18 protein-coding genes are annotated in these 22,925 nt (G+C 44.0%); 9 read left to right on the top strand and 9 right to left on the bottom strand.

Features of this window, described 5'->3' with window-relative positions; genetic code table 11:
• Window positions 1-193: 193 nt before the first annotated feature.
• The 3 genes from WA381_RS04945 to WA381_RS04935 all read right to left on the bottom strand — a co-directional run bounded on the left by WA381_RS04945 (window position 194) and on the right by WA381_RS04935 (window position 2,411).
• The gene (locus tag WA381_RS04945) at window positions 194-469 is read right to left on the bottom strand and encodes a hypothetical protein (protein ID WP_014949227.1); all 276 of its coding nucleotides are present in this window, start codon (window positions 467-469) and stop codon (window positions 194-196) included.
• Between the two features lie 218 nt (window positions 470-687).
• Window positions 688-1,452, bottom strand: coding sequence for an SDR family NAD(P)-dependent oxidoreductase (locus WA381_RS04940; protein WP_156086319.1), 765 nt, complete (start codon window positions 1,450-1,452; stop codon window positions 688-690).
• Window positions 1,453-1,496: 44 nt separating this feature from the next.
• Window positions 1,497-2,411, bottom strand: a complete 915-nt coding sequence (locus WA381_RS04935; protein ID WP_156086320.1) for a haloalkane dehalogenase — start codon at window positions 2,409-2,411, stop codon at window positions 1,497-1,499.
• Between the two features lie 245 nt (window positions 2,412-2,656).
• Between WA381_RS04935 and WA381_RS04930 the strand changes: the two genes are divergently transcribed.
• The 4 genes from WA381_RS04930 (at window position 2,657) to WA381_RS04915 (ending at window position 8,970) form a co-directional block, all read left to right on the top strand.
• Entirely contained in the window at window positions 2,657-4,780 is a 2,124-nt protein-coding gene (locus tag WA381_RS04930; protein WP_156086321.1) for a 3-hydroxyacyl-CoA dehydrogenase NAD-binding domain-containing protein, read from the top strand.
• A gap of 160 nt (window positions 4,781-4,940) precedes the next feature.
• A complete protein-coding gene (locus WA381_RS04925; protein ID WP_014949231.1) occupies window positions 4,941-6,122 on the top strand; it encodes an acetyl-CoA C-acyltransferase in 1,182 nt (393 codons plus the stop codon).
• A 9-nt stretch (window positions 6,123-6,131) separates the two neighbouring features.
• Window positions 6,132-7,931, top strand: coding sequence for an acyl-CoA dehydrogenase C-terminal domain-containing protein (locus WA381_RS04920; RefSeq protein ID WP_156086322.1), 1,800 nt, complete (start codon window positions 6,132-6,134; stop codon window positions 7,929-7,931).
• A gap of 154 nt (window positions 7,932-8,085) precedes the next feature.
• Window positions 8,086-8,970 (top strand): alpha/beta fold hydrolase, encoded by an 885-nt coding sequence (locus WA381_RS04915; RefSeq protein ID WP_156086323.1) that lies wholly within the window; start codon window positions 8,086-8,088, stop codon window positions 8,968-8,970.
• A gap of 94 nt (window positions 8,971-9,064) precedes the next feature.
• On the opposite strand, the gene WA381_RS04910 is transcribed toward WA381_RS04915, so the two are convergent.
• The 4 genes from WA381_RS04910 to WA381_RS04895 form a co-directional block, all read right to left on the bottom strand.
• A complete protein-coding gene (locus tag WA381_RS04910; RefSeq protein WP_014949234.1) occupies window positions 9,065-9,463 on the bottom strand; it encodes a DUF3718 domain-containing protein in 399 nt (132 codons plus the stop codon).
• Between the two features lie 298 nt (window positions 9,464-9,761).
• Window positions 9,762-10,160 carry a DUF3718 domain-containing protein gene (locus WA381_RS04905; RefSeq protein ID WP_014949235.1) on the bottom strand — a complete coding sequence of 133 codons (399 nt, stop codon included), beginning with the start codon at window positions 10,158-10,160 and terminating at the stop codon, window positions 9,762-9,764.
• Between the two features lie 332 nt (window positions 10,161-10,492).
• Window positions 10,493-11,449: a sugar-binding transcriptional regulator gene (locus WA381_RS04900; protein WP_014949236.1), complete on the bottom strand. Its 957-nt coding sequence runs from the start codon at window positions 11,447-11,449 to the stop codon at window positions 10,493-10,495.
• A complete protein-coding gene (locus WA381_RS04895) occupies window positions 11,446-12,126 on the bottom strand; it encodes an HAD family hydrolase (protein WP_156086324.1) in 681 nt (226 codons plus the stop codon). The genes WA381_RS04900 and WA381_RS04895 overlap by 4 nt, the downstream gene beginning before the upstream one ends.
• A 440-nt stretch (window positions 12,127-12,566) precedes the next feature.
• On the opposite strand from WA381_RS04895, the gene WA381_RS04890 reads away from it, so the two are divergent.
• Both WA381_RS04890 and WA381_RS04885 read left to right on the top strand, forming a co-directional pair.
• Window positions 12,567-14,282: a purine-cytosine permease family protein gene (locus WA381_RS04890; RefSeq protein ID WP_014976338.1), complete on the top strand. Its 1,716-nt coding sequence runs from the start codon at window positions 12,567-12,569 to the stop codon at window positions 14,280-14,282.
• 10 nt (window positions 14,283-14,292) lie between these two features.
• The gene (locus WA381_RS04885; protein WP_156086325.1) at window positions 14,293-15,810 is read left to right on the top strand and encodes a mannitol dehydrogenase family protein; all 1,518 of its coding nucleotides are present in this window, start codon (window positions 14,293-14,295) and stop codon (window positions 15,808-15,810) included.
• 170 nt (window positions 15,811-15,980) lie between these two features.
• Here WA381_RS04885 and WA381_RS04880 read toward each other — a convergent pair whose 3' ends face one another.
• Window positions 15,981-16,373, bottom strand: coding sequence for a DUF3718 domain-containing protein (locus WA381_RS04880; protein ID WP_014949240.1), 393 nt, complete (start codon window positions 16,371-16,373; stop codon window positions 15,981-15,983).
• A gap of 341 nt (window positions 16,374-16,714) precedes the next feature.
• On the opposite strand from WA381_RS04880, the gene WA381_RS04875 reads away from it, so the two are divergent.
• On the top strand, window positions 16,715-17,167 hold the full coding sequence (locus tag WA381_RS04875; protein WP_075176444.1) for a Fur family transcriptional regulator: 453 nt from the start codon (window positions 16,715-16,717) through the stop codon (window positions 17,165-17,167).
• Between the two features lie 39 nt (window positions 17,168-17,206).
• Window positions 17,207-18,520, top strand: a complete 1,314-nt coding sequence (locus WA381_RS04870; RefSeq protein WP_156086326.1) for a dihydroorotase — start codon at window positions 17,207-17,209, stop codon at window positions 18,518-18,520.
• A gap of 129 nt (window positions 18,521-18,649) precedes the next feature.
• Here the strand turns inward: WA381_RS04870 and WA381_RS04865 are convergent, their stop codons facing one another.
• Window positions 18,650-19,669 (bottom strand): CobW family GTP-binding protein, encoded by a 1,020-nt coding sequence (locus WA381_RS04865; protein ID WP_156086327.1) that lies wholly within the window; start codon window positions 19,667-19,669, stop codon window positions 18,650-18,652.
• A gap of 204 nt (window positions 19,670-19,873) precedes the next feature.
• On the opposite strand from WA381_RS04865, the gene ydiJ reads away from it, so the two are divergent.
• A complete protein-coding gene (gene ydiJ / locus WA381_RS04860) occupies window positions 19,874-22,918 on the top strand; it encodes a D-2-hydroxyglutarate dehydrogenase YdiJ (RefSeq protein WP_156086328.1) in 3,045 nt (1,014 codons plus the stop codon).
• Window positions 22,919-22,925: the final 7 nt, after the last annotated feature.

The following is a 22,925-nucleotide window of genomic DNA, read 5'->3' as shown; positions in this document are numbered from 1 at the left end:
AATATATGGCAGCAATGAATCACGTTATTAAATCAACACGGTGTCTTGCAATCGGAGAGGGTCCATATATGGTATAAATATTTGATTCGTAGAATACTATTTCTAAGTGTGCGATAGAGTAAAAAAGAATAATAAACGAAAAGAATGGCGTTAAATAAAGGATTAACCTGATAGACGAGTACTCGCCTACAAATTACTTAGCGCTGAAGCGGTGACTTGGCAGTGCGCTATGAATAAGGTATTGGCTTTTTGATTGTTTGGTGGTTTGAAGCGAAACATCAGTACCGCGCTTTACTGTGCTTAGTGCTAGCGGTTTATTTTGACGTTGCTTCTTTAATAGTTGGGAAGAAGGCACTTCCTTCATATTTACAAGCGTAGATTGGGCTTCTTGCGCAATACTAACGTTAATCAACGAATAGGTTATACAAAGTGTAGTAGCTAAAAAAATGTTTTTACTTGGCTTTTTCATCACATTTTTCTCTTTTTGTTCAACTTAATCGCTAAATAAAATTATTGGGTTTTACTTGATGGGGGTCGATTGCAGAGGCGGTTGCACTCGCCTCATTCATCGATTTTGTTTGTTCCTCTTCATTACACCTAAAGTAGAACGAAAGAGAAACATGATGAGTCATACAAAGGTATGTCAAAAAATACCTTTGCATGTATTTCGAAACTGCGAGATAAAAATTACCACGCTGTAACACCACCATCTACTGCTATGGTTTGCCCGTTCATGTAAGAGTTGCCAGGGGAAAGCATCAGCATCATGGTGTTAACGATTTCTTGCGGTTCGCCTAGACGTTTCATAGGACTTCCCATGCCTAGTTGCTCGCGCGCTTCAGGGGTGTTGTACCCGTCTACGTTCAAAATATTGGTAGGACTATAGAATGGGCAAATTGCATTAACGCGAACATTTTTTCGGCCGTATTCCACCGCGGCTGTGCGGGTTATCCCCGAAACCGCGTGTTTTGCTGCAGCATAAGCACCGCCTTTAGGGGCTCCACCTAGTCCTGCAAGTGAGCTTACATTTAAAACGTGCCCTTGTTTTTGTGCAAGCATAACGGGTATTTGGTACTTCATTCCAAACATAACGCCTTTTACATTCACAGCGAACTGCGAGTCCATGATTTCCTCTGTCATTTGATGAATTGGTGCAGGGTTATGCGCTATGCCTGCATTATTTACGGCTATATCCAGTTTGCTAAAGGTTTCAATGGCTGTTTCAACCAGTGCCTTATTTAGCGACTCGCTAGCAATATTACCCGCTAGCACCACGACATCAGTGAGTGCTTTTACATCCTTTTTCGTTTCCTCAAGGGCGGTTTCGTTAATGTCTGAAAGAACGAGTTTTGCTCCTCGGTTAGCAAGACCTAGCGATAACAAGCGGCCAAAACCACTGCCTGCGCCGGTAATTAATACAACTTGCCCTGAAAAGTCGAGTAGAGCATCCATGGTAATCTCCTATTAGTAGCTGTTTAATGTTTTTTGAAACGTGGCTATTTCAGCTGCGTTTGGTTTATAAATTGAATGAGTAATTTGGCTAGCATTTCCCCTTGATCTTCCTGGATAAAGTGACCACCGTTTTCTACAAGGGTATGAGCCATACCGCTGCTACCAGGAACGAGCTTTTGAAATACCTTATCGCCACCTTTAGTGACAGGGTCGCTATCACCGAAAGCCGTAACAAAAGGTTTGTTATATTGCTTTAGCTTTTCCCATGCCTGTCTATTCGCCTGTGCCTCAGCATTGTCTGGGCTTGTAGGAACAAGAATAGGGAACATACGTGCACCTGCTTTAAAGCTTTCGTCTGGAAAAGGGGCGTCGTAAGCAGCAAGCGTCGCCTCATCTAGAACAGTGGTTGTGGCGTTTTGAATGATCGTAGATGTGGGAAATACGGCGACATCCTGTGAGAATCGGCGCCATTTGATGAAAGCATCACTTGGCGGGTGGTCGCCAGTGGGCAAACCGGTATTAGACACCATTACACCCAAAAAACGCTCAGGCATATCGGCGACAAGTCGCAGGCCTAGTAAACCTCCCCAGTCTTGGCAAAAGAGTGTAACAGGGCCCTTAGTAGCCTGTGAAAACCAGTCTTTTAGCCATATCACATGACGAGCGTAGGAGTAGTCCTCCTTTCTTACTGGTTTATCTGAGCGCCCAAAACCAATGAGATCCGGCGCGATGACATTGAATCCCGCATCAGCCAATATGGGCATCATCTTGCGGTACAAATAAGCCCACGTCGGTTCGCCGTGTATTAAAAGCACGGTATGTCCATCTTTCGGTCCACATTGATAATGGGCCATTGTTATTTCACTGCTTACTGTGTCTGTTACTTCAGTGAAACAGGGGGAGTAGGGAAAGTCAGTGATCGTGTCGAAGGCGCTTTCCGGTGTTTTAAGCACTTGCATAGCCAATCATCCTTTTGTAAATAAAATGTAATTACAAGTGTTGCCCGATTAACAAAAACACCGGTTTTATTTTCTGTCAAATAAACCTTAGGCAAGGTATGACAAGCTCTGCGCAGAGAAATGAATTCACAAAGGGGCTGGCGGTCAATATTAAATATTATGATAAATGTCTATAACACCAATAAACTTGGATGATTGACAACACTGCAATAACATCCAATTAACGTGATAAACAGGACATGGTTATGACTGAGATGGATAATAAAGCCGTAGAATATGCAGTACAACAGGGTGTTGCCACGCTGACAATGCAAAGTGCGCCCGTTAATGCGCTGTCACGGGCTATCAGAGTAGGGTTGATAGAAGGCATAAACAATGCACTAGATGACGATAGCGTAAGTGCCATTGTTATTACTTCTTCACTACCTATTTTTTCAGGTGGAGCTGACATCAGCGAATTCTCTGGTGGCGATTTGTCTCCCATGCTGCCTGAGGTACTAGACAAGATTGAAAATGCGTCTAAGCCGGTTGTTGCTGTTCTCCCTGGACCAGCATTCGGCGGTGGCTTAGAAGTGGCGTTAGCTTGCCATCATCGCATCACCTTTGCCGACAATAAAGTGGGTCTTCCAGAGGTAAATCTAGGCATATTACCGGGCGCAGGCGGTACTCAGCGCCTTCCTCGTTTAGCCGACGCACAAACATCGTTAGAAATGATCGTAACAGGCAAGCCTACGTCGGTGGTCAAACTTCCAGGTGTCTTCGACAAAATTTCTGATAAGCCTGAGCATTTATTTGAAGATACAAAAGCGTATTTACAAGCATTAACGCCAGATAAAGCGATTAAACGCACCAGTGATATCACGCTGTCCATGTCTGACGAAACGCAGGCGGTGTTTGATGCAGTAACTGCACAAACTAAAAAAGCGACTCGTGGTTTCTTTGCTCCACTAAAATGTATCGAAGCGGTACGCGGCGCTTACACGCTCGCTTTTGAAGATGGCCTTAAAAATGAAGGCAAGCTTTTCATGGAGTGTATGAATACGCCACAGGCGCGTGCCCAGCAGCATTTCTTTTTTGCTGAACGCGCAGCAGGTCATGTGAGCGATTTCGACAAAAATACTCCTGAGCGCAACATTGATAAAGTTGCGATTATCGGCGCCGGAACAATGGGCGGTGGTATCGCTATGAACTTCGCCAATGCCGGCATTCCAGTCACAATGCTTGAGCTCAAAGAAGAAGCGCTAGAGAAGGGATTAGCGCTTATTAGAAAGAACTACGAAAACTCAGCGAAAAAAGGCAAGTTAACCCAAGAGCAGGTAGAGAGCCGCATGGCACTGCTTTCAGGTACTACGTCGTATGACGACTTAGCTGATGTTGATCTCGTCATCGAGGCCGTTTTCGAGAAGATGGAAGTAAAGAAAACCGTTTTCTCGACGCTAGATAAAGTGTGTAAGCCAGGCGCCATTTTGGCTTCAAATACGTCAACACTGGATATAGACGAAATAGCGACAGCCACATCCCGTCCTGAAGATGTGATTGGTCTTCACTTCTTCTCGCCAGCGAATGTGATGAGACTGCTAGAAGTGGTTAAAGCAGAGAAGACATCTGCTGAAGTCATTAAAACCTGCATGAAGATGGCTAAACGCATCAAGAAAGTAGCGGTGTTGGTAGGCGTTTGCTTCGGATTCGTGGGTAACCGCATGATTGAGCCTTACGGCCGTGAAGCTAACCGCTTACTGCTAGAAGGAGCAACACCTGAGCAAGTTGATCGTGTTTTAACCGAGTTTGGCATGCCAATGGGGCCGTTCACTATGGGTGATATGGCTGGATTAGATATTGGTTACTATGTACGACAGTCTCGACAAGAGCACATTGCACACGACCCCGCTTACGGTGCAGTGGCAGATCGCTTGGTAGAAAAGGGGCGGAACGGACTCAAAACCGGACGCGGAGCTTACAACTACGAACCTGGCAGTCGAGTTCCTGTCCCAGATCCAGAAGTACTAGAAATTGCCAAGCAAGAAGCAGAACGTTTAGGCGTGGTTCAGCGTTCAGACATTAGCGATGAGGAAATTCTAGTTCGCGTCATGTACTCATTGATTAACGAAGGTGCTGCCATCTTAGAAGAAGGCATTGCAGCTAAATCTAGCGATATCGATGTGATTTATGTTTACGGTTATGGCTTCCCTGTGTATCGCGGCGGCCCTATGCAATATGCCGACGAAGTAGGGCTAGGCACTATTTTAGATAAGCTGACTACCTATCGTGATCAATTGGGTGATTACGGAAAAATGTGGCTTGAACCAAGTGATTTGTTGGTGAAATTGGCCCAAAGCGGCGGCACGTTTAAAAGCTATAAAGCGAAGTAGACATAGCTCTTGTTAGCGAGAATTAATCGACGGTGAGAGCTAGCGATAGCTCTCGTTACCCGACATCCGAATTTGGTAAAGCTAGGTAACTTCGAGAAGAAGCACATAGGCCTAGATAAACTTTGGCTGAACTTTCAGCCCAACTGAAAGGAACATGAAAATGCGCGATGCAGTTATCGTAAGTACAGCACGTACGCCAATCGGGCGCGCTTATAAAGGTGCACTGAACAATTTACCAGCCCCTTCATTAGGTGGCCATGCTATTCAAAACGCAGTAGCACGCGCAGGGATCGACCCTGCCAGTGTCGACGACGTGGTAATGGGCGCAGCGCTAACCCAAGGCAGTGGCGGCATGAATATTGGCCGCTTGGCTGGCTTGGCTGGTGGTTTACCGGTCACCGTAGCGGGTATGACACTCGACCGCCAATGTAGTTCTGGCATGTATGCCATTGCTACCGCAGCGAATTCAATTCGTACAGGCGATACCAACATTATGGTTGCGGGAGGCTTAGATTCTATCTCTTTAGTGCAAAACAAGAATATGAATATGTTTCGTGCAGTAGACCCAGCACTGGTTGCTAAGCACAAAGATATTTATATGCCAATGCTTCAAACTGCGGAAGTGGTGGGTAAGCGCTACAACATTAGCCGTGACGTACAAGACGAATACGGTTACCAAAGCCAAATGCGCACAGCAGCGGCTCAAGAAGCGGGCAAGTTTGATGATGAGATTGTACCTATCACAGCAACGCAAGCCCTATTTAATAAAGAAACAGGTGAAACCTCTGAGCGTGAAGTGACCTTGTCGAAAGACGAAGGAAATCGCCCAGAAACAACACTAGAAGGGCTTAAAGCGCTTAACCCAGTGATAGAAGGTGGTTGTATTACCGCAGGTAACGCAAGCCAGCTTTCTGATGGAGCCAGCGCGACAGTGATTATGGATGAGCACTCAGCGGCAAAAGGCAATGCTCAACCTCTTGGTATTTATCGCGGTATTGCAGTGGCAGGCTGTGAGCCAGATGAAATGGGAATTGGCCCAGTGTTCGCCATTCCTAAGCTATTAAAGCAGCATGGATTAACCATGGACGATATCGGTCTATGGGAGCTTAATGAAGCGTTTGCAGTACAGGTACTGTATTGCCGCGATAAGTTAGGCATTCCAGACGAATTATTAAACGTAAACGGCGGTGCCATTTCTATTGGTCACCCATACGGCATGAGCGGTGCTCGCATGGTGGGTCATGCACTCATCGAAGGTAAACGACGCGGTGCGAAATATGTTGTTTGCACCATGTGTATCGGTGGCGGCATGGGCGCTGCTGGTCTATTTGAAGTAATATAGGTATTGGGTATGGAAGGTTATAAAGCTCCACAACGTGACGCCATGTTTGTAACACATGAGCTACTAAATTATCAAAATCACTATCAAAAGCTAGGTTTCGACGAAGCATCTGAAGATCTGGTGTCGGCGATTTTCGCTGAAGCTGCAAAGTTTTCAGAGAACGTACTGGCACCCATCAATGCATCAGGCGATGAAGAAGGGTGTAAGTGGGTTGATGGTGAAGTAACAACGCCTAAAGGTTTTAAAGAAGCTTATCAAACATATGTTGAGGGCGGATGGCCAGGAATGTCTCACCCTGAAGAATTTGGCGGTCAGGCATTACCATATTCGTTGTCATCTATCATTGCTGAGTGGTTTTCAGGCGCAAACCATTCTTGGGCGATGTACCCAGGGCTAAGCCAAGGCTGTATGGCAACAATAAAAGCCCATGGCTCTGAATTGCTACAAAAAATGTTCCTTGAAAAGCTAATTAGCGGTGAGTGGACAGGTACGATGTGTTTAACCGAAGCACACTGCGGTTCAGACCTTGGCATGTTGAAATGTCGCGCGGAACCACAAGAAGATGGTACCTACAGCTTAACAGGAACGAAGATTTTTATTTCCGCAGGTGAACACGACTTGTCTGAAAATATCATACACATTGTGTTAGCTCGATTGCCAGATGCGCCAGAGGGTACCAAAGGTATTTCACTATTTGTTGTGCCTAAGTTTAACGTGTCTGAAGATGGCGAAAAGCAAGATAGAAACGCAGTAGGCTGCGGAAGCATTGAACATAAAATGGGGATCAAAGCCAGCGCAACCTGTGTGATCAACTTTGATGGCGCAAAAGGTTATTTGATTGGGCCACCAAACCGCGGCCTAAACTGCATGTTTACGTTCATGAATACCGCACGTATTGGCACTGGTCTTGAAGGCTTGGCATCATCTGAAGCAGCATTCCAAGGCGCGCTTCGCTATGCAAAAGACCGCATTCAGTTCCGTTCATTAACAGGGCGTAAAAATCCTGATGGCCCAGCTGATCCTATTATTGTGCACCCTGATGTACGTCGTATGCTGTTAACGCAGAAAGCGTTCGCGGAAGGCAACCGAGCGCTTGCCGCTTACTGTATGCAGTTAGTTGACGTTACTTTGTATGGTAGCGACGAGGCTGAGAAGCAACTTGCGGATGCAAAACTTGCATTCTTAACGCCTATCGTAAAAGCCTTTTTAACTGAAACCGCGCAAGAAGCCACGAGTTACGGTATGCAGGTTTATGGCGGCCACGGCTTTATCAAAGAATGGGGCATGGAGCAGCTAGCTCGTGATACTCGTATCTGCACCATGTATGAAGGTACTACAGGTATTCAAGCCGTTGACCTATTAGGGCGTAAAGTAATGGGCTCTAATGGCGAATTGCTTAATGTATTTGTTCAAGAAGTGCGCGACTACTGTAATTCATTGCGTGACAACGCTCAGTTTAGTGCTTGGACTAACGCGCTAAACTCTCACCTTGACGAGTGGCAGCAGATTACTATGGACATCGGTAAGGCAGCAGCATCGAACCCAGATGAAATTGGTGCAGCGTCTGTCGATTACTTAATGTATTCAGGTTACGTTACCGTTGCTTACTTCTGGCTAAAAATGGCAGTGAAAGCACAAGAACAGCTTGATGCAGGTAGCACCGAAACCGAGTTTTATAAGAGTAAAATCTTAACAACGGGCTTCTACTTTGACCGTTTGTTAACCCGTACTCGCTCACTGGTTTCGGCAATGCAATCAGGCGCAGACAACTTGATGTCTATGCCAGAGAGTATGTTCGCTATCGAGTAACGACATAAAAGTAATACACGTGCGCTACTAAAAGACGTACGAAAGGCCGAGAAAATAATGTAGCCGAGAAAATGATTTAACCTAGTCATCATTGGATACGTTATTTTGCTCGGCCTTTTTGTTTCTTAAAAACAACATAGAGGAAGTGAGCACAGTGGTTGTTTCAAAGTACGTGAATGTTGAGGGAGCCAGCCTTCATTATTTATCCCGAGAAGAAGAGAGCGCAGAGAACCCTCTGCTTATTATGTTTCATGGCTTTCCAGAAAATGCGCACACATGGGAAGCGTTAATGGCGATACTCCCCACATCACTTGACATCATTGCCCCAGATTTGCCCGGTTATCATTTATCGAGTCCACTACCCAATGAAACGGACTACCAAGTTCCATCATTGATAAGTCGAATGGCCGCCTTCATCGAGAAAGTTCAAAAAGGCCGAAAGGTTATCTTGTTGGGACACGATTGGGGTGGGGCAATAGCGTGGCCCCTAGCAGCCTTTCACCAAACATTAATTAGCAAACTTATTATTGTTAATGCCGCTCATCCTTCTTGTTTTACACGGGCAATAAAGACCTCTTCTACGCAAAGAGCAAAAAGCCAGTATATCTCTGCGCTTATTGATAAGGGGGCAGAGCGGACCCTTACAAATACAAGCTTTACGTTATTGAAAAATATGTTAGGCAACGGCTTTTTTGAGAAAGAAACCAGCTATTCAAGGACTCTACTTAACGACTGGGGTAAACCTGAAACCCTCAGTGCGATGCTCAATTACTATCGGCAAATGCCTCAACAAGTGCCACAAAAGAATGTATCTGAGAAAGTGTTGGATGATATTCGTATACCTGAAATATTCATTCACTGCCCAACCCTGTTATTGTGGGGAGAGCAGGATGATGCGTTTGATCTAAGTGTACTGGATAAAATCGAACACTATGTTCCATTGATAATTAAGCGGTTTAATCCGCACGCGTCGCACTGGTTACACAGGGAAAAACCTGAATGGGTACAAAAAGAAGTGATAAATTTTATAGGGTTCTAGAAAGGGGTGAGGCCCCTAAAAGGGGCCTCCAGTGCGGCGTCCTGCCGCTACCATGTTGAATCGTTACATCACATGGTGTGATTAATTAGTTATATTAGATTCTGCCGTTAAGCTCTGTTGAAATAGGAGAGCTTTGAAGACCTTGTTCAGCAATCCACGCTTGAAGTGTCTTACCGTCTGACTCAGGCTCTGCTAAGTCTTTGCTTGGCATTTTCTTAACCAGTAGAGTACCTACTTCAACCGCGTTGCTAGTAAGAGCAGTGCGAATTAGGCTTTGGCCGTTACAAGAAATGCCAGAGTAGTAATCGCGAAGCTTAAGTTTGTAGTCCGATTGAACGCTACGCATTTTCTTACGTAATTCGCCCTTGTCATCTGCTTGAACAATTGTGCAAATGTTTGCAAGTGCTTCGTTAATGTCATTAGCCTGAGCTGCGTTAGAAAAAGCTAAAGTTGATGCTGCAATTACTAGAGAAGTTTTAACGATTTTCAACATGGTTAAATTCCTTCGGTTGTTGTTATTAAGATTGTGTTCGTTCGTTGAGATGCATTAAACCCGAATCTAACTATTTGAAAAACATGTTGTAAAATAACATGGTATGTCAAACCATACCTAAAGCGTGAGCTTGTGATACGAGCTCACGCATACCGTAGCTTGATTACCTAAGTCACTGGGTTGAAGAACGTGAAAATTTAAAGAGACAGAAAGTAAAAAGGCCCCGTAGCGGGGCCTTTCATTGCAGCTGACGCTGCAACCATGTTGAATCGACTCACATGGCTATGTGAATTAGTGCTTAGATTCTATCGTTAAGCTCAGCAGAAATTGGCGAGCTTTGTAAGCCTTGCTCTGCTATCCACGCTTGAAGTGTTTTGCCGTCTGATTCGGGCTCAGAAAGGTCTTTGCTTGGCATTTTCTTAACAAGCAGTGTACCTACCTCAACTGCGTTGTTCGTTAAGGCCGTGCGGATAAGGCTTTGACCACCGCATGAAACACCTGAGTAATAATCACGTAACTTTAATTTGAAGTCAGACTGTACGCGACGCATCTTCTTACGCAATTCGCCTTTGTCGTCAGCCTGAACAATAGTACAGATGTTTGCTAGTGCCTCGTTTACGTCATTTGCTTGTGCTGCGTTTGAAAAAGCTAATGTTGATGCTGCGATGACTAGAGAAGTTTTAACGATTTTCAACATGGTTAAATTTCCTTCGTTATATTTGTTTAATTAATCGGTTTGTCTGTTCGGGATTAATTAAAAAACAATCAGGTCGAATGAAAAACATTCATTCAAATAACAAGGTATATCGAATAATACGTTAGACTAAAGATGTAAGAGGTATGAAATGCGCTGTAGCCTTTAGTATTAAAGGGCGCAGGCAAACTAAGTTGAATTGCAATCAAAGATCAATAAATAGCCAAATAAAGTGCAAAAAAACAACGTTAATGCTGTTTTTTTGCTTTTTGTTGAAGTTAATGCGTATTAAAAATGTACGCAATAGGCATTGTATTAATAAGAAAAGAACGAAATTAAGAAGTAAGCAGTGCTGAGGCAGTACGTTCTGTCGTAATGAGCCCATTGAGCAATTTCGATCGCAGAGCGCCTCTTATAGCGTGCAGTTTGTTGTCGCCCGCTGCAACACCCACTACAGGCTTTTCTGGCGTTGCTTTCAACTTAAAGCTCGTTACTCTTTCATTAATATCGCAACTAATCAGCGCGCCTTCTTCATTAAAGATCCAGCTTATGATTTCGCCACTTGCACCAGATTCAGCGAGGGTTGCTAATTGATCATCGTCGATAAATCCGTCTTTATACAATGGAGACACGCTGCCTAAGTTACCAATGCCTACGAAGCTAATATCCGCTTGTTCGGCAAGCGTGTGAATTCTAGATATGTGTTGTTGCTGTTGCCAAATTTCCCGTTCTAGTTTACTAGATGCTATTACAGGGATTGGCATAGGATAATGCTGTGCTTTAACTCTGTCGGCTACGTGAACAGCCACGTCATAACGCGTCGCCTCTCCGTTATCAGCAATATTACCAACAAGGGAAACAATTTTATGCTGAGGGCAGTGAAGTATTGACAATTCATCAGCACAGGCACGCAGTACACGGCCAGTGCCAAACGCGATGGTTTGTGGAGCGTCGAATTTTAAAGCTCTTTCTATTGCTGCTGCACCCGCTTGACCAAGGCCAAGCGTTGAATTGGGATCGTCATCAACACTGGGCACGACTTCACAGAAAGTTAATCCGAATTTTTTCTTTATGCCTTGCGCTAATTCCATACATCTAGCAATCGGGTGTTCTAAGCGCACTTTCACAAGACCTTCCGACATGGATAACGCCACTAAGCGTTGTGCGCTTTGGCGTGATGTTTTGAGCGTTTTAGCGATCTCATCTTGTGTCTTACCACCAACATAGTACATCCATCCTGCTCTGGCGGCCTCGTCGAGTTTATTGAGTTCGTTTTGTGCTTTCTTACTCATTTAATTTTTCTCATGTCAAAAATGTCAGGGATTTGAGAGTAAAACTCGTCCCATGAATTAATGGTGTTGTCCGATGTCACAATACAATTCTGTAGATGTGCGCCACCTGTATAGTGGAAGTAGCGCATGTCTGCGGCTTTAGCGGCAGCGATCCCCGGCTGAGAGTCTTCAATAACTAGGCAGTTTTTAGGAGCTACGTTGAGAGCATTTGCCGCATATAAAAATAAATCTGGTGCTGGCTTGCCTTTATTTACGAGTGCTCGCGTGTAAATGCGGCCTTCAAAATAGGAAAGAAGCCCTGTACTGGTTAACGCCTTTGTTGTTCTTTCAGGTGAACTGCTTGTGGCGACACAAAATGGAATACCTAATGAGTTAAGTGCAGAAAGTACAGAGGTGATACCGGTAGTCTTTTGTAAATGGCACTCGAAGCTGTCGAACAATAATCCATGGAATTTGTTTTTCATGGACGTGGTAAGTGTGAGCGCAAAGTCATCTTTTAACTTACCCTGAACGTGCTCCATGCTCTTGCCAAGAAAATGCTCTATAAAATATTGTTTCGATAATGCAATATCGAAACTAGACAGAAGTGCTTGCCACGCCTGCATCGACAGCACTTCACTGTCGATCAGTACGCCATCACAATCAAAAATCACCAGTTCCACGTTGTGTGCCTGCAAGAGTCACCTTCCTTCAACTATTAACATTTAACCAACGTCCCCTTGCTAATTCCGTATTCGTACACCAAAGGTCAACAGGCCCTAATTATATGAACATTTGCCTAAGTGTAAGGTAATTGATGGCGTTTGTTCTACCTTAACAAGCAGTTCTTAAGTCCTACGACTACATACGCGGTTTTCGGCCTCAAATTTCGACTCTAAAATTTCTTCATAGTATCAAGTGGATAGATTATATCGCGTTTATTTTGATTGGTTAATTGTGCATTTTTATTGTGTTAATTAAATAAACAAGCCTCCGTTTATTTTGTTAATGGCTGTTTACAAAGTAGAGGGTATATGCAAATATCTACAAAAATTGAGATATATCCCACTGGCTGGGCAAATGCTCTTAATGTGTTTTGAAACCCGTGGGAAATACACCTACAACACGAGATTTGAAGATGAAGTCGACGTCTAGTGATATTGATATTTCACAAGTTAGTGACGAGCAACTCCCCGTCGCTAAACACAAACTAAAAGGCTGGAAGCATTTCATGGGCTTGTACGCCGGTGAACATGTGGCGGCAACTGAATTCGTATTTGGTGCAACCTTTGTTGCGCTAGGCGCCACCATGACCGACATTCTGTTGGGTTTATTAATTGGTAATCTACTTGCTGTCCTAAGCTGGACACTTATCACTACGCCTATCGCTGTAGATACCCGTTTGAGCTTGTACTCGTATCTTCAGAAAATAGCTGGCGACTCTATGACCAAGCTCTATAACTGGGCGAATGTCATCATATTTACAGTGATATCGGCCGCTATGATTACGGTGTCGGCAACCGCCGTGCGTTTTGCATTGAATATTCCGGCGCAGTTAAATTGGTATCCGACTAATTTAGCTTTTGTTGCCGTCGTGCTTGCAGTCGGCGTGATAGTTGTCTTTGTCGCTATGTATGGCTTTAACGCCGTTTCCAATTTTTCTCGTATTTGTGCGCCTTGGTTGTTCACCATGTTCATTTGCGGTCCACTTATTCTAATGCCTGCACTCGCTGAATCTGTAATTGGGCAAACGTTTCTTACATCGTGGAATGACTTTATTCATATCGGTAGTACATCGGTGTGGACGGGCTTCACCCAAAGTGGTGAGCCTGGTATTGGTTTATTAGAAGTGATTGGCTTTTCGTGGGCAGCGAACACGATAACGCATTTCGGCCTTATTGATATGGCGTTACTGCGTTTTGCCAAGCGTAAACGTTACGGTTTATGTACGTCGGCGGGTATGTTATTTGGTCATTATATAGCATGGATTTCAGCCGGTATTATGGGCGCAGGAACAGCGGTTATTGTTCAAAAGTCCATTGGTGAATTAGACCCGGGCGATGTGGCTTTCCATGCATTAGGTCTTTCTGGGCTCGTTATTGTTATCGTTGCAGGCTGGACTACAGCAAACGCGAATCTCTATCGCGCTGGACTTGCCGCGCAAGCTATTTTTAAAGATAAATCACGTACTACAACGACCGCGGTCGTCGGTATGGTCACCGTTGCAATTGCGTGTTTTCCGTTCGTGTTTACTAAATTACTGCCACTGTTAACGTATGCTGGATTACTTGTTGTTCCTGTGGGAGCAATTGTGTTCGCAGAGCACATGATTTTTCCGCGTATTGGATTCACACGTTATTGGGCACATTATCAAAGCCTTACTCACAGCACGCCAGCGGTAGCGAGTTGGGGTTTAGGGCTTGTGTTTGGCTTTGGTTTAAATGTATTAGACGTCATGTCTTTTTACTATCTATTCATACCCACGTGGTTCTTCACTATAGCTGTCTATACAGCACTGGCCGCCAAGTATGGCGCGAAACAAGCTTATCCTGAGCAAGAAGCACAAGTAGATGCTTTCAATGCACGTGTTGAAGCTCATCAGCAGCAAGAAGCGGCGTTAGAAAACGAACACGTTGAAGACGTTACTGCCGTATCTAAATTACTGCGTCTTACTTCGCTAGCGAGTTTGTTGGTGTCCATAGCATTGGCAATCAAAACTTTTTCTCTTAGTGACACGGTTGCCGCTTATGAATTGAACCGAGACCTATTCTTTAATGTTGGGTTCGCGTGCACCGTTATCTATTTCGTTACTGCGTATTGGGCGATGCGTCGCCACAAAGCGTTACAAAGCTAATAAGGTTCTTATGCAATCTCAAACGTCTATTTTATTGAACAGAGCGAACTTATCGTCGTTGCCAAATGACATAAGGCGTCCAGCTTATGATGTGGAGAACGTTCAAACGGGTATTGTTCACATTGGTGTAGGTAGTTTTCATCGGGCACATGAAGCCATGTATGTAGACAGATTAATGGCAAAAACCGGCGATCTATCGTGGGGCATTTGTGGTGTGGGTCTTCGCGAGAACGACCGTGCAATGAAAAAAGTGTTCGACGAACAAGATAACTTATATACCTTGGTTGAAAAGCACAATGACGGTTCTCGCAGTGCATCAGTTATCGGTGCAATGACGGGGTTTTTGATGGCGCCGGACGATCCTCAAGCAGTCATTGATAAAATGGCTGAGCCCCAAGTACGCATCGTATCGTTAACCATTACCGAAGGTGGCTATAATTTTGATGCTTCCTCAGGGGAATTTATTACCACTAACCCTGATGTCATTCACGATATCGAAAACCCCAAAACGCCTAAACTGGTTTTCGGCTATTTAGTTGCAGCGCTTAAAAAACGCAAAGAAAACAACGTTAGGCCTTTTACCGTTATGTCATGTGACAATATTCAGCACAATGGCCATGTGTTAAAGAAAATGCTGCTTGCGTATATTGAACTGTTTGACCAAGCGTTTGCTACTTGGGTTGACGAAAACGTGAGTTTCCCTAATTCAATGGTAGACAGAATAACGCCTGCAACCACAAATGAAGATATCGTAACGTTAAGGGCTCAGGGCGTAGAAGATGCTTGGCCTGTAGTGTGTGAGCCTTTTGACCAGTGGGTTATTGAAGATGACTTTTGCAATACCAAGCCGTGTTTAGATTTAGTGGGCGCGCAGTTTGTAAGCGATGTGGCACCGTACGAAAAGCTTAAGCTTCGTATGCTTAATGCGGGCCATTCAGTACTTGGGTTAGTTGGTTCTGTAGCAGGGCTTGAAACTATCCATGAAAGCGTTGAAGCGAAACAGTTAAAGCGTCTTCTATCAATCTTTATGGAACAAGAGGTTATGCCAACACTCGACCCAGTAGAGGGGATTGACGTGTATGAATACAGAGATACGCTGCTATCTCGTTTCTCCAATCCTTTCATTAAAGATACGCTAGCGCGAATTTGCCTTGAAAGTTCGGCTAAGCTTCCGGTGTTTTTATTGCCCACCGTGCGAGATAATTTGGCGGCCAACAGAGACACCGATATAAGTGCTTTAGTTATTGCTTGCTGGGCCTTCTATTCAGACAGGCATGCCTCTCAAGACGGTAAGTCACTTGAAATCAACGATGTGTTAGCTGATAAGTTACACAACGCGGCTAGTAATAACCAAATAGACAGCCTTAGTTTTTTAATGCTAGAAGAAGTATTTGGCAAGCTGGTTGGTGAAGCGCGTTTTACCGCTAGTTTCCAGGACTTTGTAGAGCGCTTGTATCAACAAGAGCCGGTGTTGCTGATTAGCGAAAAGGTAGTAAACAATAAACTCGAGCTTGCCAGAGCTTGTTAGATTGTATTGGTAATCTGCATTAGTACGAAGGGGAGTAGGGGATACTCTCCTTGTTTATGCATTGAATTTTATCGACTGATACAAAAGAAAAAAGCGACCCGAGGGTCGCTTTCTAAAGTGCAGATTTCTCTGCAACCATGTTGAACTGGTTCACATGGTGTGAAACTGTTTTATAGGCGGTCGTTGATAACCGCAGCAATTGGGTTGTCTTGCAGACCGTTTTCCGCAACCCAAGCTTGAAGTGTTTTTCCGTCAGCTTCAGGTGCTTCTAAATCACTTTTTGGCATTTTCTTGACAAGTAACTCGCCAGCTTCTAAAGCATTGTTTAGTAGTGCTGTACGAATTAGGCTGTTACCGCCACAGCTAATTGCTGAGTAGTAGTCTTTAAGTTTCATGCGATAGTCTGATTCGACTGAACGCATTTTCTTACGTAGTTCGCCTTTATCGTCCGCTTGAACGATAGTGCAAATATTCGCTAGTGCTTCGTTAACATCAGCCTGTGCTACGCCCGACACACCTAATGTCGCTGCGATAACAAGAGAAGTTTTAACAATTTTCAACATGGTTAATTCCTCAAGTACTTCTATAGATTGTTTGTTTGTTTGTTCGGGAGGATTAAACGACAAAAATGAAATCTTGAAAACGTTCTAAGCGATACTTAGGTATGTGGTTTCATAAGTATAGTAAGGTAATTGAATTAAGCCTCTGTCGTTCGCATCGAGGCTTGAACCACTCCTTTACAAAAACAATTCTTTAGTGCCTTTTTGTGGTGCAGGGCTGACAATAATTACTTGAAAGTGAGATGTTATAATGTAACACTTAAGGTGCGAGATTAATCGCTTTGGGTTGTGAACGCCATGCCATTTAATGTCACAGGAAATCGTCATTTTGACGCTAGGGTTATATGAATCGACGGTTTGTAAATTTACTTGCGGTAGCAAAGGATAAATGCGACTCGGACGGTTTGCGCTTAACAGAAAAACGCAAAAGAGTATTGAACTTATTAATAGATGCCCAAGCTCCGCTTTCCGCTTACGAGATAAAGGATATGTTCACTACGAGGTATTCTGAAGATGTAAAGCCTATGACGATATATCGCGCACTAGAGTTTCTCACTGAGACTGATTTAGTACACAAATTGAATTTGAACAACAAGTTTGTCGCGTGTTCTCAAGCAAAATGTTGCGAGCATCACGGGTACTCACAGTTTTTAATTTGTGTTCAATGTGGCTCTGTTGAAGAAGTTGCGATAGACCCAACCATATCTGAAAATCTTGTTAAGCAAGCTAAAAATCTAGGGTGCGATATTGTAACGCCACACCTTGAAGTGGCGTGTATCTGCAAGCACTGCAAGTAATGCAGCGCTACTTTTTTAATCTACTCAAATCTTAGTGTCATGAAACTAATTATAAATAATGCCTCTACCTCGTCACGGTTATTAGGCAAGAATGAAGATGAAATAACGTCTGTTTCACTATTAATTGATGGCGGAAAAATAGCTGCTCTTTCGGAAACCCCCATCACTATAAAGTCGGTAAAGACCATAGATGCGAAAGGCTTGTTTTTATCGCCTGGCCTTCTTGATCCCCAAGTACATTTCAGGGAACCGGGAATGGAATACAAAGAAGACATAGAATCGGGTAGTAAAGCCGCGGTTAAGGGTGGCTTTACTGCAGTAGTTTCAATGCCTAATACAACGCCTACAGCTGATAATGCAGATACTGTACGTTTTATGGTAGAAACAGCAGCTAAAAAAGGCTTGTGTAAAGTCTACCCAACGGGCGCGCTTTCAAAGGGATTAGAAGGAAAATCCATGACTGACTTCAGCGCCTTAACAAGCGCCGGTGCAGTGGCAATTACCGACGACGGTAAAGGCGTTCAAAACAATGCGTTATTTAAGCAAGCTCTCGTTAGTGCTAAGCACCTAGGGGTTCCAGTTCTCGATCACAGTGAAGACGAGACTTTATCAAATGGGGGAGCAATACATGAAGGCGAAATTTCAAAAAAATTCAATGTGAAGGGTATAAAGTCAGCCTCTGAATCTGTGCACGTCGAACGTGGTTGTGGCTATAGTTTGGAAACCGGTGGTCATTATCACGTATTGCATGTTTCTACATCGGCTTCTATTGAAGCGGTAAAGCAAGCAAAAGAACGTGGCGCCAACGTTACTGTAGAAGTTTCTCCTCATCACTTGTTGTTATGTGACGAAGATATCGCCATAAAATCTGATGGGACTTTAGATGCGAATTGGAAAATGAATCCACCACTTCGTTCTAGAGAAGATATGCTGGCGTGTCAAAATGCCCTTGTTGAGGGTGTAATAGACGCTATAGCAACGGATCATGCACCTCACTCACCTGAGGAAAAAAAGCAACCTATTGAACAGGCACCGTTTGGGATTATTGGTCTTGAAACTGCGTTTCCTCTGATCTTCACCCATTTCGTAAAAACCGAAAAGCTAACGCTTGGTCGTGCCATCGATTTAATGAGTAAAAATGCAGGTGACATTTTCGGCATACGCTGTGGAAGAATTGAACAAGGCGAAGTGGCAGATCTTGTGCTGTTCGACTTAAATAACGCGTTTACGGTAACGCCATCCTTTTTCGCCTCTAAGTCTCAGAACTCGCCATTTATAGGAAAAACGCTGTATGGAGAAACGCATACAACCATAGTTGCAGGCAACATTGTGTATTCACGGGGTAATATTTAGACAAATACACCACCTCTAATTTCAATAATACTACGGCGGCGCTTCTCTCTTTGGTGCCGCGTGATAGCCTCGCGCTGTTGCTGCGTCAAATGTTATAAAAAGACTACCTTGATGCTAAACATTATTGCACTAGTAAACCGAAAGACACTTTGTGAGCTCTTCATCCCATATAGGGTTAAGTTCAATAGCGATAATTTCAATTTTAGTTTCACTACACTCACTTAATTCGGCTTCGGTAACCTCGTTGTCAACAACGTTATAGCTGAAGACACCGTCACTTGTTATGACAACTGCTTTAAGCCTTTCAACGTTAAGGTTGTGCATCCATTTTAGTAGTGCAATGCGGTCAAACTCCTTGGAAGGTGAGAAACGCCACCCGACAGCTTTAAAACCTTCGCCTTTATTCTCTACTCTCAATACACCTGAGTCAGGAAAAGGCTGTTCATTTATTGAGGGCGTAGTGGTAGTTTTGTGGTCGTGCAGTTTTTGTGCTTTGATATGGGTAAGTGCACTTGAGCTTCCCTTTAATACGCTAATTGGGAACTCTCCCTTTTCGCACAGTAAGACGGGCGTGTTTGGCTTGGTACGTTGGACGACATAGGTCTCCAATGCTTCGGCATCTGAATGAGTGTAAAGGTCTTGTTTGTTCCCCACAATAACGTCAGCAATGGCGATTTGCTGATTGAAGGTATCATGAGAGGTATAGCGAGGATCAGCGAGCTTTCTTGCGTCAACCAAAGTTAGCGTTTTTTGTATGTCGAGAACGTCTTGATAATGCTCGGCAGCTAGTGTTTGTAGTACTTCTATAGGATGCCCCAAACCAGTCGGCTCAATAAGCAAACGGTCTGGTTTAGATTCGGCCAACAGCTGATTAAGAGCAATCTGCATTGGCAGCCCCGCGGCACAGCACATACACCCACCCGGCACTTCTCTAATAAATACTCGCTTTTCATTGCTAGCATTATTGTTAGGTGCTTTATTTCGCGAGCCGTTTACCAATGAGCCATCGATACCAATCTCACCAAACTCATTGATTAGTATTGCCCAGCGTTCATTTGCAGGTTTTTGTTTCAATAAATGTAATAGCGAGGATGTTTTACCCACACCCAAAAAGCCAGTAATGATGTTAGTAGGTACAGCTTTTATCATTGTGAATGTCTTCGTTGAAAGTCATATGAAAATATCAAAACTCTCACACAAGGCTATCATAGCAGGGAGTACATCCCTATGAATTAATCATGATATGTTATATTATAACATTTAGGTGGAGGTGTTCACCGCGACATACGCTTAAGGTAAGAAAATTTCGCAGTAACAAAATCTCCCTCATTTTTAACATAGGAAAATCAACAAGTGACTCTTCCCGCGTTGACGGTCGAATCCAATCTAGCCGCACAATATAAAGCATTTGTAGAGCGCCTAAAGATGAGTGCCTTCACCGGTGATATCGAAACGGCCTATAGTGCTCGCATCGCGCATGCTACTGACAACTCAGTCTATTACAAAGTCCCGCAGGCCATTATCTACCCAAAATCTACTGAAGATTGTCAGTGTATAGGTAAATTAGCCAGCCACTTCCCAGATGTCGCATTCTCTGCCCGTGGTGGTGGCACTGGTACTAATGGGCAGAGTTTAACCGATGGTATCGTTGTCGATATCCGTCGTTATCTAAATGAGATCATTGAACTGAACCTGGAAGAAGGGTGGGTTAGGGTTCAAGCGGGTATAGTCAAAGATTCACTCAACGACGCATTGCGCCCGCACGGCCTGTTCTTTTCCCCTGATCTATCAACCAGCAATCGCGCTACGCTTGGCGGTATGATAAGCACTGATGCGTCGGGGCAGGGGTCATTAGTGTATGGTAAAACCAGCGACCACGTCATCGGACTCAAAGCAGTGCTTGCGAATGGCGAGATAATTGAAACCGCAAAAATTTCGCGGGATGAAGCTTTACTTAAAGCAAGTGGCTGTACGTCAGAAGCCGCAATTTATCAACAAGCAATGCGTACCTGTATTCAACATCGAGAGAGCATTTTAAAAACATTTCCCCGCTTAAACCGCTTTTTGACGGGGTACGATTTAGAACACGTAGTTGACGGTGATAACATTGACATTGGTAGGCTAATCACAGGTGCAGAGGGCTCACTTGGGTTTGTTACGGAAGCGACGTTAACACTTGATAAAATAGCGCCACTGAAAGCGCTTGTTAACATATCCTACCGTTCATTTGACGCGGCGCTTCGACATGCGCCAGTGTTGGTAAAAGCCAAAGCAACCAGTGTTGAAACTATCGATAGCACAGTGCTTAACTTTGCAAAAACCGACATTGTCTGGCATTCCATTCATCATTTAATAGCAGATGTTCCAGATAACGAGTTGTTGGGTTTAAATCTTGTAGAGTACAACGCCGATTCTGCAGAAGAAATGAAAGTTCATATTGAACAGCTAGAAGCGGCAATTACACAAGAGATAGGACGAGATGGCAGCAGTATAACAGGCTATAGCGTCACCTATGATAAGCCCGATATCCAGCGCATTTATGCCATGCGGAAAAAAGCCGTTGGGCTGCTTGGTAAGGTAAAGGGCTATCAAAAGCCCATTGCATTTGCTGAAGATACCGCTGTGCCGCCAGAAAACCTGGCCGACTTCATTGGTGAGTTTCGAGCATTATTAGACAGTCATAATTTGAAGTATGGCATGTTTGGTCACGTTGATGCTGGTGTTTTACATGTAAGACCGGCACTTGATTTATCAGATCCACAGCAAGAAGCACTGATGCATACGCTTTCAGATGAGGTAGTGGCACTTGTTGCTAAGTACGGTGGATTGATGTGGGGAGAGCATGGCAAGGGATTTCGAAGTGAATACGGCCCCGCATTTTTCGGCAAAACATTGTTTAATGAGATGCGCAAGATCAAAGCCGTATTTGACCCCCATAATCAGATGAACCCCGGCAAAATCTGCACACCTATAGAGAGTGATGATAAATTAGTCTCGGTGAGAGATATCAAAAGAGCAGGGGTTGAGCGGGTTATTCCCGTCAGCATAAAACAAGATATGTTTCCTGCTTTTGAATGTAACGGCAATGGACTGTGTTTCAACTACGAGCCTACATCACCTATGTGCCCGTCTAGCAAGGTTACCCAAGATAGGCGGCACACACCGAAAGGGCGCGCAAGTATGCTAAGGGAATGGACGCGGCTACTATCGCTTAGTACCAAATTCGGCACTACATTAGAAAGTGAAGGGTTGTCGTATAAGCAGTTCAAAAGCAACTTTCTATCTCGGTTTAAGAACTCCATTTTAAGTAACAAGCCAGACTTTTCACACGAAGTCAAAGAGGTCATGGATGGGTGTTTGGCGTGCAAATCATGTACACATCAATGCCCGGTGAATATTGATGTGCCGCACTTCAGGTCAATATTTTTGTCTATTTACTATCGGCGGTATTTGCGACCTTTAAAAGATATGCTGGTTGCCAATATAGAAACGATTGCTCCACTGAGCGCGCGAGCGCCCAAACTTCATAATGCCATCATAGAACTAAAATGGGTGAAGCACTTCTTGGAGAAGCAAGTAGGTTATAAAGATACTCCTCAGCTTTCTTATCCAACGTTAACAAGCCGAGTAAAAGCACTAACAGTGCCGTTTGACTTACAACGCCTTTCCCAAATGAATACAGAAGAGCGAAAACATTATATCGCTGTCGTCCAAGATCCCTTTACCAGTTATTACGATGCCACTAGCGTCGAGAAGCTGATAAGTGTGATCTATAAGCTTGGCTTTAAACCCATCGTAGTGCCGTATACGCCCAATGGAAAACCTGCTCACGTAAAAGGCTTTCTGGATAAGTTCGAAAAACAAGCGATAAAGACCGCTAACTTACTCAATCAACTCCATGCACTAGACATAACTATGGTAGGCACTGATGCGTCGCTAGTGTTGTGTTACAGAGATGAATACAAGAAGTATTTGCGTGATAAAAGAGGTAACTTCTTTGTGCATACTATCGATGAATGGCTGGATTTGGTTTTAACTGAAAAGCACATAGTAAAGGCGATGATTAAAAAGCGATTCAGTTTGCTTGCACACTGTAGTGAAAAAACGGCTATGCCGGCGCTGACAACCCGCTGGCAAAGCATTTTTGAGAAACTTGGTGCTAATTTAACAGTGCAGCCCTCAGGATGTTGCGGTATGGCTGGAACCTATGGTCACGAAGCTTCACATTATAAAAATTCAAAAGCGCTTTACGAATTAAGTTGGTCAGGTGTGTTCAAGCAATGTAGCACACAGCATGAAGTGCTTGTAAGCGGCTTTTCATGTCGAAGCCAAGTTGCAAGGTTTGAAGGTAAAAAGCCACGTCACCCTATCGCGGTGGTAAATGAATTAATCCAATAACAAAAAA

It is taken from the genome of Alteromonas sp. CH_MED4-4, assembly GCF_037029575.1.
GTDB lineage: Bacteria > Pseudomonadota > Gammaproteobacteria > Enterobacterales > Alteromonadaceae > Alteromonas > Alteromonas macleodii.
Note: the sequence above shows the minus strand (reverse complement) of the source record. Positions and strands in the feature narration are given on the sequence as shown.